9 protein-coding genes, 1 tRNA gene and 3 pseudogenes are annotated in these 11492 nt (G+C 75.3%); 8 read left to right on the forward strand and 5 right to left on the reverse strand.

What is annotated here, in order from left to right:
- The first annotated feature begins 11 nt into the window (after positions 1–11).
- Positions 12–914, forward strand: a complete 903-nt coding sequence (locus GEV43_RS43165) for a TetR/AcrR family transcriptional regulator (RefSeq protein WP_309240291.1) — start codon at positions 12–14, stop codon at positions 912–914.
- A gap of 184 nt (positions 915–1098) precedes the next feature.
- Here the strand turns inward: GEV43_RS43165 and GEV43_RS43170 are convergent.
- Positions 1099–2054: pseudogene (locus GEV43_RS43170) on the reverse strand (helix-turn-helix transcriptional regulator); the annotation flags it as partial.
- Positions 2055–2357: 303 nt separating this feature from the next.
- Between GEV43_RS43170 and GEV43_RS43175 the strand changes: the two are divergent.
- A pseudogene (locus tag GEV43_RS43175) lies at positions 2358–3379 on the forward strand (winged helix DNA-binding domain-containing protein).
- A gap of 126 nt (positions 3380–3505) precedes the next feature.
- Here GEV43_RS43175 and GEV43_RS43180 read toward each other — a convergent pair.
- The 3 genes from GEV43_RS43180 to GEV43_RS43190 form a co-directional block, all read right to left on the reverse strand.
- Entirely contained in the window at positions 3506–4075 is a 570-nt protein-coding gene (locus tag GEV43_RS43180) for a GNAT family N-acetyltransferase (RefSeq protein WP_160827001.1), read from the reverse strand.
- A 177-nt stretch (positions 4076–4252) separates the two neighbouring features.
- Positions 4253–4324: transfer RNA gene (locus tag GEV43_RS43185), tRNA-Arg, on the reverse strand.
- A 183-nt stretch (positions 4325–4507) separates the two neighbouring features.
- A complete protein-coding gene (locus tag GEV43_RS43190; RefSeq protein ID WP_160826437.1) occupies positions 4508–5128 on the reverse strand; it encodes a MerR family transcriptional regulator in 621 nt (206 codons plus the stop codon).
- A gap of 176 nt (positions 5129–5304) precedes the next feature.
- Here GEV43_RS43190 and GEV43_RS43195 point away from each other — a divergent pair, with 176 nt between their 5' ends.
- The 4 genes and pseudogenes from GEV43_RS43195 (at position 5305) to GEV43_RS43210 (ending at position 8985) form a co-directional block, all read left to right on the forward strand.
- Positions 5305–6363, forward strand: coding sequence for an MFS transporter (locus GEV43_RS43195; RefSeq protein ID WP_160826438.1), 1059 nt, complete (start codon positions 5305–5307; stop codon positions 6361–6363).
- Complete coding sequence (locus GEV43_RS43200) at positions 6267–6716, forward strand: MFS transporter (protein ID WP_160826439.1); 450 nt, start codon at positions 6267–6269, stop codon at positions 6714–6716. Before GEV43_RS43195 ends, GEV43_RS43200 begins: the two co-directional genes overlap by 97 nt.
- Positions 6717–6888: 172 nt before the next feature.
- Positions 6889–8345, forward strand: a pseudogene (locus tag GEV43_RS43205) (benzaldehyde dehydrogenase).
- A gap of 70 nt (positions 8346–8415) precedes the next feature.
- Positions 8416–8985: a GNAT family N-acetyltransferase gene (locus GEV43_RS43210; RefSeq protein WP_160826440.1), complete on the forward strand. Its 570-nt coding sequence runs from the start codon at positions 8416–8418 to the stop codon at positions 8983–8985.
- Here GEV43_RS43210 and GEV43_RS43215 read toward each other — a convergent pair.
- A complete protein-coding gene (locus GEV43_RS43215) occupies positions 8966–9304 on the reverse strand; it encodes a TetR family transcriptional regulator C-terminal domain-containing protein (RefSeq protein ID WP_160826441.1) in 339 nt (112 codons plus the stop codon). The two genes, GEV43_RS43210 and GEV43_RS43215, sit on opposite strands and share 20 nt — an antisense overlap.
- Positions 9305–9702: 398 nt before the next feature.
- On the opposite strand from GEV43_RS43215, the gene GEV43_RS55675 reads away from it, so the two are divergent.
- Together GEV43_RS55675 and GEV43_RS43225 are read left to right on the forward strand one after the other, a co-directional pair.
- Complete coding sequence (locus tag GEV43_RS55675; RefSeq protein ID WP_160826442.1) at positions 9703–9981, forward strand: hypothetical protein; 279 nt, start codon at positions 9703–9705, stop codon at positions 9979–9981.
- Positions 9982–10037: 56 nt separating this feature from the next.
- The gene (locus GEV43_RS43225) at positions 10038–11198 is read left to right on the forward strand and encodes an FAD-dependent monooxygenase (RefSeq protein ID WP_160826443.1); all 1161 of its coding nucleotides are present in this window, start codon (positions 10038–10040) and stop codon (positions 11196–11198) included.
- The last annotated feature ends 294 nt before the right edge of the window (positions 11199–11492 follow it).

Genomic DNA, 11492 nt, shown 5'->3' on the forward strand with positions numbered 1-11492 from the left:
TGGAGGCCGCGGTGCGGATCGCCGACGCCGACGGCCTGGAGGCGGCGTCGATGCGCCGGATCGCGGCCGAGATCGGCACCGGCGCGATGTCGATCTACCGGTACGTCCCGAGCCGCCAGGACCTGGTCGACCTGATGCACGACCGGGTGCTCGGCGAGCTGGACCTCCCGGACCGCCCGTCCGGCGACTGGCGGGCGGACCTGACGCTGGTCGCGGAGCGGTCGCTGGCGCTGTCGCGGCGGCACCCGTGGCTGGTGCGGCTGATGCGCGCCAGGCCGGCGTTCGGCCCGAACGAGCTGCGGCTGCTGGAGTTCCAGCTCGGCGCGCTCGACGTGGGCATCCCGATCGACGAGATGATGGTGCTGGCGGGCGTCCTGAACGGCTACGTGGAGAGCGTCGCGCGCTCCCGCGTGGCGTTCACGGAGGAGGCCCGCCGCACCGGGCTCACGATGGAGGAGTGGATGCGGCGCAGCATCCCGTACGTCAAGCGGCTCCTGGCGGACGGCGACCATCCGCTCTTCGCGCGGGTCATCACCCACGCGCGCCAGCCGCACATGGACGACGAGCAGCAGTTCCGGTACGGCCTGGACCGCGTCCTGGACTGCATAGCCGCGGCCCTCCCACCGACCCCCGCCCCCCGGCCCACGCCCGCGCCCGCGCCCGCGCACAGCCGAGCGGCGGCGGAGCCTCGGACGCCGAGTCGAGCGCAGACCCGGACAGCGAGCCGGGCCGCAGCGGAAACCCGGGCGCGAAACTGGACGTGTAGCCGGACGAGGGGCCGCATGGGACGTGGGCCGCCGGGGCCGGTGCGCCCTCGCAGTCAGCGATGCGTCCCGGGCCGCCTCATCGAACGCGCGCACGCGAAACGCCTACGCACAGCGGGCGCGCGTCGAGCGGCGGGGCGGCTCAGGTGACGGCGGGCGGCGGGTCGGGCGTCGAGGCGCGCGAGGTCGGCTCGGACGTCGGTGTCGGCGCGTCCGGCGCGGACGGCGCGTCCGGCGCGGACGGCGCGTCCGGCGCGGACGGCGAGGTCGGCGCGTCCGCCGCGGACGTCGAGGTCGCCGCGGACGTCGCGTTCGGCGCGTCCGCCGTGGACGGTGGGGTGGTGGCTCGGGCGGTGCGGGCGGTGATGTCGCGGAGGCGTTCGATGAGTTCGGGGGTTCGTGGACGCGGAACTCGCAGCCGAGCATGATCAGCCGGGCGGCGAGCCAGCCGAGGGTGTCGGCGTGGCCGTCGAGGCGGCAGGTGTTCTCGTCGATCGGGTGCAGGTCGCGTGGGTCGGCGCCGAGCCGGGCGGCGGCCTGCGCGGCGGGCAGGTGGAGAGTGACGACGGCGCGGTAGGTGGCGGCGAGGGAGTGGAGCTTGGCGGTGAGGAACGCGGCGGCGTCGCCGCCGGGCAGTTCGCGGGGGGTGTGGCGCTGGCCGGTCGGGCGGGGCCCGCTGATCCGGTCGGCGCGGAACACGCGCCAGTCGCCGCGGTCGAGGTCGTGGGCGATGAGGTACCAGCGGCGTCCGGCGGCGACGAGGCGGTGCGGTTCGGCGTGGCGGCGGGTCTCGGCGCCGTCGGCGGCGCGGTAGGCGAACCGGAGGCGTTCGTGGTTGGCGGCGGCCGCGGCGATGACGGCGAGGTCGGCGGGGTCGACTGCGGGTCCGTCCGCCGCGTACAGGGGGACGGTCGCGGCGTTGAGGGCGCTGACGCGGTGCCGCAGGCGGGACGGCAGGACCTGCTGGAGTTTGGCCAGGGCCCGTACGGACGCCTCGCCGATGCCTTCGACGGCGTTCCCGGCGGCGGTGCGCAGGCCGACGGCGATGGCGACGGCCTCCTCGTCGTCCAGCAGCAGCGGCGGCATGGCGGTGCCGGCGACCAGCCGGTAGCCGCCGTCGGGGCCCATGGCGGTCTCGACGGGGTAGCCGAGTTCGCGGAGCCGTTCGATGTCGCGCCGGATGGTCCGGCCGCTGACGCCGAGGCGGGCGGCGAGTTCGCTGCCGGCCCATTCGCGGGGCGTCTGGAGCAGGGACAGCAGGTTCAGCAACCGCTGGGAGGTGACGGCCATGCGTCCCAGCATGCCCGAAGTGCAGGACAGAAGCTGACCTATACGCCGCGTACCGTTCAGTTGGTGGCGCGACGGGGGAACGGCCCGTCGCGGGTGCGGGTCGTGGTGAGGGAAGGGTGTGCGATGACCGTTGGTCCGGCGGAGGCGCGGAGGCTGTCGTGGGCGCAGGTGCGGGCGCGGCGGCTGGCCTGGCACGGGCTGGCCGAGCCGTTGAAGGGCGCGGGTCCGGCGGACGTCGCGTCGGCGATGGCGGGCACGCACGCGCAGATGATGTCGGCGGCCGAGCTCGGCATCGCGCTGCGGATGGACGGCGCGACGCGGGCGGACGTACGCGAGGCGGTGTGGGGCGAGCACAGTTTGATCAAGACGTTCGGGCCGCGCGGGACGGTGCATCTGCTGCCCGCGCGTGAGCTGCCGATGTGGGTGGGGCGCTGTCGGCGCTGCCGCGGCCGTCGTCGCCCCACGCCGACGGGGTCCGGATGGCGCCGGAGCAGAGCGAGCAGGTGATCGCGGCGGTCGGCGACGCGCTGCGCGACGCGGAGCTGACGATCGACGAGCTGACCGAGGAGGTCGTGGCGCGGACCGGGCCGTGGGCGGGCGACCTGGTGATGCCGGCGTTCCAGGGGATGTGGCCGCGATGGCGGCAGTCGATGCACGAGGCGGGGATCCGGGGGCTGCTGTGCTTCGGCGCGGGCCGGGGCCGCAAGGTCACCTACACCAGCCCGCGCCGTTTCCTGCCGGGGTTCGCCGCGGAGGAGCCGGAGGCCGCGTTGCGCGGGGTGGTGCGGAGCTACCTGCGCGCGTACGGGCCGTCGACGCCGCAGCGGTTCGCGCATTGGCTGAACGCGCCAGCGACGTGGGCGTCGGAGCTGTTCGCGTCGCTGGAGGCGGAGCTGGAGCGGGTCGAGGTGGAGGGGGTGGACGCGCCGCAGTGGCTGGCGCCCGACGCGTCCGCCTCGGCGTTCGCGGTCCCCCGGCCCCGGGACGTCGCGGCGGACGTCCCGCGCGGGGTGCGGCTGCTGCCGTACTTCGACGTCTACGCCTACCGCGTCGGGAACCAGCCGCCCGCGCTGCTGTATCCGGGACGCGCCTCCGAACGCGTGCTGCGCGGCAACTTCCAGGTCCTGCTGGTGGACGGCGAGGTCGCGGGGCTGTGGCATCAGCGGCGTTCGGGCCGCCGGATCGAGGTGACGGTGGAGCCGCTGGCCCCGCTGTCCCGGGCGCGGCGTTCGGCCCTGGACGACCAGGTCGCCCGCGTCGGGGAGATCCTGGAGGCCCGCCCGACCCTGACGATCGGCGAGGTAACCGTAGGCGGCCACGCCTAGCCCCGCGCCCTGCCCCCGCCCCTGCCCTGCCCCCGCCCCTGCCCGACGTCACCAACGGACGCCCCCAGGCCCACCGCCGGCGACGGAACGCCAGCGTCCGGGGGCGCTAAGGCGCGGTCGGGACGTCTAGTGTGCGGTCGGCGACGGGGCTGTTGGCGGTTCGGGCGGTGCGGGCGGTGCCGTCGGTGTTGAGGGCGCCGGGGCCGTGAGGTCGATGCGCCAGTTGTTGCAGCGCATGTGGTGGCCGGGCGGGAACTCGAAGTCGCATTCGGACACGAACGTGAAGCCGGCGCGTCGGCAGATGGCGTTGGACGCCGGGTTGCCGACGGACGGGAAGGCGTGCAGGTAGCGGTTGCGGCGGTGGCCCGCCGCGGCGGCGATGACGAGGCGCGCCGCCTCGGACGCGAGGCCGCGCCCCTGGTGCTCGGGCAGGACGCTCCAGCCGGTCTCGTAGACGGTCTCGCCCTCCCAGCGGCGTTCCCAGTAGCCGATCGTCCCGACGGGCTCGCCGCCCGGGAGCAGGGCGATGCGGTACATCTGCCCGGCCTCGACGCCGCCCGGGACGGGCCCGTTGAGGTACTTGCGGTGCCGGGCGAGGACCTGCTCGTCGGTTTCCGGGCCGCCCAGGTGGGCCTTCATCTCCGGTGTGTTGACGCGCCACAGGAGTTCCAGATCGCCGTCCGTCCAAGGCTCGATCCGTACGCGAGCCGCGACGAGTGCGTCGGCGCCGGCAACAGGGCGGGCCTCGGCGCTGGCGTCCTTGAGGGCTCGGCGCGAGCGTCGTCGCGAATCTCAGGGGGAACGTCGGCGCGGGGCTTGTTGTGGCGGGTCACGGGATCAGGGTGTCACTTTCGCGGGCGGTGCGGTGCGGCGTCTCCCCGGCAGGGATCGAACCTGCGCGCACGGCTTCGGAGGCCATTGCTCTCTCCTCTGAGCTACGGGGAGTCTGACCGTTCAACCGGATGGGCGGGGCGAGCGGCGGAGCGGGCGGCGGGGCGTGGACCTGCCTGTACGGGCGGGTCCACGGCCTCGGTCGGTTCGCGGTCCGCAGCGTCCGGCCGACGGGGTCCGGTCCGCGGGTCCGTCCGCTGCATCCGGCGGATGGTGGGGTGGGGGTGTCGTGTTCGTTCAGAGTGGCGGACGGGCGGTGGCGGGTTCAACGGGTTTTCCGGTGGTGGCGCGCGGGTGGGGTGCGGGGGCGCAGCGTCGGCGGTACGCGCCTTGGCGGCATCGGGGCGAGCAGTAGCGGCGGGGGCGGCCGCGTCCTCCGGTCGGGAGGGGTGCGCGGCAGTGCTCGCAGAGCGGGGCCGGGTTTTCATCACGATTCGCGTCAGGGTTTTCGTCACGGGCGCGGAGGGCGAGCCATCCGTCGAGGTCTTCTCCGCAGACGCGGCATTCGGTGATGTCGTGGCGGGAGCATTGCAGCATCCATTCGATGTAGCGCTGGGCGGCCTGGGCGGCGCGGATGCATTCCTCCAGGTCGGCGATGCGGCGGCGGGCGACGGCGCGCCATTCGGCGCGGGTGGCGGGGGCCATGAACGTCCGCAGGTCCTCCAGGCTGAAGTGGCCGGTCTCCTGCCACATCCGGGCGAACGCCAGGCGGCGGACCTCGGCGGGCCGGTAGCGGCGCTGCCCGGACGCCCGGGTCTCGGGGCTGACCAGTCCGCGTTCGTCGTAGTAGCGGATGGTGGAGACGCTGGTGCCCAGGCGGCGGGCGACCTCGCCGATGCTCAGCAGTTCCTCGTCCATGCGCCGCTCCCCCGGCCGATCTTCGGGCTTGACCTCAAGTCCGCTGGAACATCCAGGGTAAGTCCGATCCCGGTTGGAGGAACGGAAAGGGGCCGGACGGGCATGCGTGGTGTCGGGGGGCGGCGGGCGGCGGTGCTCGCGGCGGTGTTCGCGGGTCGTTCGTCGCGTTGCTGAACATGAGCGTGGCGACGGTCGCGCTGCCGAGGATGGCGGCGGACCTGGGGACGGACGCGGCGGGCCTGCGGTGGGTGCTGGACGCGTACACGCTGTGCCTGTCGGCGTTGATGCTGTCGGGCGGGGTGCTGGGCGACCGTTACGGGCGGCGGCGGGTGTTCGTGGGGGCGGTGGGGGCGTTCACGCTGGGGTCGGTGCTGTGCGCGGCGGCGTCGTCGCCCGCAGCGCTGGTCGGCGGGCGGGTCGTGCAGGGCGCGGCGGCGGCGGTGATCGTGCCGGGGTCGATGTCGCTGCTGGCGCAGGCGTACCCGGACGCGGCGGCCCGCGCGCGGGTCATCGGCTGGTGGAGCGTGACGGCGAGCGTGTCGGTGGGCGCGGGGCCGCTGCTGGGCGGGCTGCTGGTGGACGCCTCGGGCGGCTGGCCGGCGGTGTTCTGGGTGGTGGTCCCGGTGGGCGTCGCGGTGGTCGCGCTGGGGGCGTGGGCGCTGCCGGAGAGCAGCGACCCGTCGCACGCCGCGCTGGACCTGCCGGGTCAGGTGCTGGGCGTGGCGTGGCTGGGCGCGCTGAGCTACGGGCTGGTGGAGGGCGGCCACCGCGGCTGGTCGTCGGCGGGGGTGGTGGCGGCGCTGGCGGTCGCGGCGGTCGCGCTGGCGGCGTTCGTGGCGGTGGAACTGCGGGCCGAACGGCCGATGCTGCCGATCCGGCTGCTGGGCCGGGCGCCGTTCGCGGCGGCGAACGCGGGGGCGCTGCTGCTGGGGCTGGGCGCGTACGGGATGTTCTTCTACCTGTCGCCCTACCTCCAGCACGTGCGCGGGTACTCGGCGACCGGTGCGGGCCTGCGGATGGTGCCGATGGCGGTGGGGATGAGCCTGCTGGGCGCGCTGGCGGGTCGGCTGACCGCGCGGTTCGGGCCGTACGGGCCGATGGGCGGCGCGTTCGGGCTGATGGCGGCGGCGCTGCTGGGATGGGGGCGCTGCTGGACGCGGACGTCCCGTACGGGGTGGTGGCGGTGCTGCTGCTGGCGCTGGGCGCGGGCATCGGGGTCGTCCTGCCGCCGCTGAACGCCTCGGCGCTGGCGGCCGTCCCGCGGGAGCGTTCGGGCGCTGCGGCGGCGACGGTGAACGCGGTGCGGCAGACGGGCACGTCGCTGGGGATCGCGGTGCTGGGCGCGGTCCTGGCGGCGCGCAGCGGCGGCGCGGAGTCGGGAGACGCGTTCGTGACGGGCCTGCGGACGATCGCGGTCGTGGCCGGGGCGATCTCGCTGGCGGGCGCGGCCGTGGTCCTGCTGGCCCGCCGCGCCATCGCCCGCCGGTCCCCCGCCAGCCCGCTCAGCTCTCCTCCTCCCCTTCCACCAGCCCACCCAGCCCGTCCCGCCCGGCCCGCTCAGTCCGCTCGGCGGCGTTCCGGGGGCTGAGGCCCGGTGGTGCTGGGCGATCGCCGTTCCGCCGCTCTGCCAGAGGGTTTTCGGTGAGTGGAAGGGGAGGGTTTCGTGCGGGGCTCGGGGTGGCGAGGCTTACCGGGGGACTTGTGCCCGGGTGGGCGGGCGGTCCGGCGTGCGCCGACGGGGCGTGCTTTGAGGAGGAACGATGACGCTGCTCGATCCCGGCATCTGGACGGGAAAGATCTTCGATGGCGGCTGGATCGCGGGCGGGGACGGGTCGTACGACGTCACCGAGCCCGCGACCGGGGGGACGCTCGGCGTGCTCGGGCGGGCGGACGGCGAGGACGTGGCGCGGGCGGCGCGGGCCGCGGCGCGGGCGCAGTGGGACTGGGCGGCGCGCACGTACGAGGAGCGGGCGGCGGTGCTGCGGGCGGCCGGGCGGCTGTTCGAGGAGCACGCCGAGGAGGTCCGGGGGTGGGTCGTCCGCGAGGCGGGGTCGGTGCCGGCGAAGGCGGAGCTGGAGGCGCGGTTCGCGGCGGGGCTGTGCTACGAGGCCGCGGGGCTGGCGTCGCATCCGCAGGGGCTGGTGCTCCCGTCGGCGCAGCCGCGGTGGAGCCTGGCGCGGCGGCGCCCGGCCGGGGTGGTGAGCGTGATCGCGCCGTTCAACTTCCCGCTGATCCTGTCGATGCGTTCGGTGGCTCCGGCGCTGGCGCTGGGGAACGCGGTGCTGCTCAAGCCGGACCCGCGGACGGCGGTGTGCGGCGGCGTGGTGCTCGCGCGGGTCTTCGAGGAGGCGGGGCTGCCGGCGGGGCTGCTGCACCTGCTGCCGGGCGGCGCGGAGGCCGGTGAGGCGGTCGTGGCGGCGCCGGAGGTGCGGGTGGTGTCGTTCACCGGGTCCACGGCGGCGGGGCGGAAGATCGGCGAGGTGTGCGGGCGGCTGCTTAAGCGCGCGCATCTGGAGCTGGGCGGCAATAACGCGCTGATCGTCCTGCCGGGCGCGGAGGTGCCCAAGGCGGTGTCGGCGGGCGCGTGGGGGTCGTTCCTGCACCAGGGGCAGATCTGCATGACGACCGGGCGGCACCTGGTGCACGAGAGCCTGCACGAGGAGTACGTGGCGGCGCTGGCCGACAAGGCCGACGGGCTGCCGGTGGGCGACCCGGCGTCCGGGAAGGTCGCGCTGGGCCCGATCATCGACGAGCGGCAGCTCGCGCACGTGGACGCGCTGGTCCGCGACACGGTGGCGGCGGGCGCGCGGCTGGCGGCGGGCGGCACGCACGAGGGGCTGTTCTACCGGCCGACGGTGCTGGCGGAGGTGACGCCGTCGATGCCCGCGTACGCGGGCGAGGTGTTCGGTCCGGTGGCGCCGGTGGTCCCGTTCTCGACGGTGGACGAGGCGGTCGAGCTGGCGGCCGACAGCGAGTACGGGCTGTCGCTGGGGATCCTCGGCGACGTGGGGCAGGCGATGCGGATCGCCGACGCGGTCCCGACGGGCCTGGTCCACATCAACGACCAGACGGTGAACGACGAGCCGGTCGTGCCGTTCGGGGCCTGGCGGCGTCGGGCAACGGCTCGCGGTTCGGCGGCCCGGAGGCCAACATCGACGCGTTCACCGAGACGCAGTGGCTGACGATGCGCGGCGAGATCGCCCCCCACCCGTTCTGACGGGGCGGCCGGGTTGGGACGACCCGGCGGGACGGGGTGGCGGGCGGGGGCGGGAGCGGAGAATGGGCGCATGGTGGCTGAGCGGCTGGAGAGCGAACGGCTGGTGCTGCGGCGCTGGCGCGAGGAGGACCGGGCGCCGTTCGCGGCGCTGAACGCCGACGCGGAGGTGATGGAGCACTTCCCGGCGCCGCTGTCGCGGGCGGAGAGCGACGCGATGATCGAACGGATCGAGGCGGGGTTCGAGCGCGACGGGTTCGGGCTGTGGGCGGTGGAGGCGTCGGGCGAGCTCATCGGCGTCGCGGGCTTGCAGGTGCCGGCGTTCGAGGCCCCCTTCCTGCCGGGCGTGGAGATCGGCTGGCGGCTGGCGCGGTCGGCGTGGGGGCGCGGGTACGCGTCCGAGGCGGCGCGGCGGGCGCTGGCGTTCGGCTTCGAGGAGGCGGGGCTGGAGGAGGTCGTGGCGTTCACCGTCGCCCGGAACGTCCGGTCGCAGGCCGTGATGCGGCGCATCGGGATGGTCCGCGACGCCGACGGCGACTTCGACCATCCGGGACTGCCCGCCGGGCATCCGCTGCGCCCCCATGTGCTGTGGCGGATCGGCGCGGAGCGCTGGAACGCCTCGTTCAGCGCAGCACGCCGTTGAGGAAGTCGCGGACGGCGGTGCGCAGGTCGTCGAGGCCGGGCTCGGCCCCGGCGCCGGCGAGCGCGTAGAACATCAGCCCTTCGGCGAACGCGACGAGGCGGTCGCCGTGGCGTTCGGGGTCGTTGGACCCGGCGGCGGCGAGGAGGGCGACGGCGGTCCGCCGGAAGTGCCTGCCGCGCGCGTCGTAGAGGGCCCGCAGTTCCGGGCGGCGCGTGGCCTCCAGCGCCAGTTCGTACCGGGCGAGGGTCCGCCGCCGGTCCTCGCGCAGCTCGGCGTGCACGAGCCGCGCGGCGAGCTCGGCGACCTCCGCCACCGGCATGGGCCGCCGCAGCCCCACCGGATGCCCCGCCCCCGTCCCCCCGCCGAGCCCTTTCCCGCCCCCGGAGTGAAGGTTGGACGCGTCCCCGACCCCGGCCCCGGCTCCGGTCCCAGCCCTGACTCCGGCCCCGGCCCCGGCTGCCAGGCCGGAGCGGGCGCCAGGCCCGGTATCTGTGCCGGACCTGCCGATGCCGGCCCCAGCCCCGCCTCCAGCCGCCGCCAGATCAGAGCTGGTGCCGGACCTGCCGCCGGAGCCGGCCCCGGCATGAGCGCCAGCACCGGTTCCAGTACCGGAGCCGGTCTCGTCGTCGTCACCGGTGCCGGTGTCGGTGCTGCGTGGCCCGGAGTCTGCGGCGGCCCCGGCCCGGCCCCGGTTGCGGCGTGGGGGGCGGTCCCGGCGTGAGTGACGGTCCCTGCCGCGGAGTCCTGGCCGAGGACGAGGTCGTCCAGGGCGGCGAAGTGGCGTTCCTCCAGTTCCGTGAGCCGGACGAGCGCGAGCTCCAAGAGGGCGGCGCGCGTGCGGGCCAGGTTGGACGTGGAGCCGGTGGGGAGCCCGGCGGCCTCGTCGACGGCGCGGTGGGTGAGGCCGCGCATGCCGCGTTCGGCGAGCAGGGTGATGGCGGCTTCGGCGACGAGTTCCGCACGGCTGGAGATCACCCGTGGATACTACCGGCGTAGTGATACTTCATCCGTAGTATGGTCGCACTACGGATGTAGTTACGGAGGTTCCGGGGATGGCACGGCACGCGATCGTGATCGGCGGGGGCATCGGAGGGCTCACGGCCGCCGCCGCGCTGAGCGGCAAGGGCTGGACGGTCACGCTGTACGAGAGGGCGGGGTCGCTGGAGCCGATCGGTTCGGGTCTGGCGTTGGGACCGAACGCGCTGCGCGCCCTGGACACGCTCGGGGGCGTCGGTGACGCCGTACGGGCGCTGGCGGCATTCCGGGGCGACGGGGGCCTGCGCCGTCCCGGGGGGACGTGGCTCAACCGCACCAGCGCCGAAGCCGCGGCCGCCCGTTTCGGCGATCCGATCCTGACGCTGCTGCGCAGCGCGCTGGTGGACCTGCTGGCCGCGCGGCTGCCCGACGACTCGGTACGGCTCGGCACGACGATCGCCTCGGTCTCCCCCGCCGACGGAACGGTCACCACGGAGGCGGGCGACCGCGAGCAGGCGGACCTCGTCGTCGCGGCGGACGGTATCCACTCCGCCACGCGCGACACCTTGTTCCCGGACCATCCGCGGCCCGCGTACTCAGGCGTGACCGCGTGGCGGGTGGTCGTTCCCGGCGTCGATGTGAACGGGCGGGCGTCGGAGACGTGGGGCCGCCGGCTGGTCTTCGGCGTGACGCCGCTGGCGGACCGGAACGTGTACTGCTACGCGACCGCGCCGTCCGCGCCGGACGCCCGCGCGGACGACGAACTGGCGTTGCTGCGCCGCCTGTTCGGCGCGTGGCACGACCCGATCCCCGAGTTGCTGGCGCAGGCGTCGCCCGAAGCGATCCTGCGCAACGACGTTTACGCGCTGGAACGTCCGCTGCCCGAGTTCCACCACCGGCGGGTGGCGCTGCTCGGGGACGCCGCGCATCCGATGACCCCGAACCTGGGCCAGGGCGCCTGCCAGGCCATCGAGGACGCGATCGTTCTGGCGCACGAGGTGACCGACGGCGGCGGCCTGCCCGCGTACACGGCGGCGCGCCTGCCCCGAACAACCAGGATCATGCAACGTTCGAGCGCCATCTCCCGCCTCACGCGCCTGCGCGGCGTCCTCCCGGTGACGGCGCGCGACACCGCCCTGTGGCTCGGCGGCCGCCTGGGCCCCGGCGCCGTGATCCGCCAGGGCGACGCCATCTTCAACTGGCGCCCACCCACCTCCCCCACCACCACTCCCCGCTGACCACTCCTCTCACGCGACCCGGCACCCGGCGCCCCGCCGACAATCCAGCCGCCGACCACTGTCGGCCCACCCACACCCGTCCCGCCCTCACACCACCGACCGCCCCGATGCCTGAACGGCGGGCCGAATGCGGGACGGGTCCGGGAACGGGAGCAGATGCGGGTACGGGATCGGACGCGGACGGGTCGGCGGGACTCTACGTTCGGGCGGGCGCGGCGGGGCGACGGGACGCGTATGCCGCGACGGGGCCGCACGGCGCAGCCACGCTGGGCAGTACGCAAGCCGCCGCTAGTC

The organism is Actinomadura sp. J1-007, assembly GCF_009793335.1.
Classification (GTDB): domain Bacteria; phylum Actinomycetota; class Actinomycetes; order Streptosporangiales; family Streptosporangiaceae; genus Spirillospora; species Spirillospora yumaensis.

Bases quoted from the DNA above. Each gene is read 5' to 3' on its own strand.
- GEV43_RS43190 (WP_160826437.1), bottom strand. From the start codon at position 5,128: ATGGACGAGGAACTGCTGAGCATCGGCGAGGTCGCCCGCCGCCTGGGC.
- GEV43_RS43195 (WP_160826438.1), top strand. From the start codon at position 5,305: ATGAGCGTGGCGACGGTCGCGCTGCCGAGGATGGCGGCGGACCTGGGG.
- GEV43_RS43200 (WP_160826439.1), top strand. From the start codon at position 6,267: ATGGGGGCGCTGCTGGACGCGGACGTCCCGTACGGGGTGGTGGCGGTG.
- GEV43_RS43210 (WP_160826440.1), top strand. From the start codon at position 8,416: ATGGTGGCTGAGCGGCTGGAGAGCGAACGGCTGGTGCTGCGGCGCTGG.
- GEV43_RS43215 (WP_160826441.1), bottom strand. From the start codon at position 9,304: ATGCCGGTGGCGGAGGTCGCCGAGCTCGCCGCGCGGCTCGTGCACGCC.
- GEV43_RS43225 (WP_160826443.1), top strand. From the start codon at position 10,038: ATGGCACGGCACGCGATCGTGATCGGCGGGGGCATCGGAGGGCTCACG.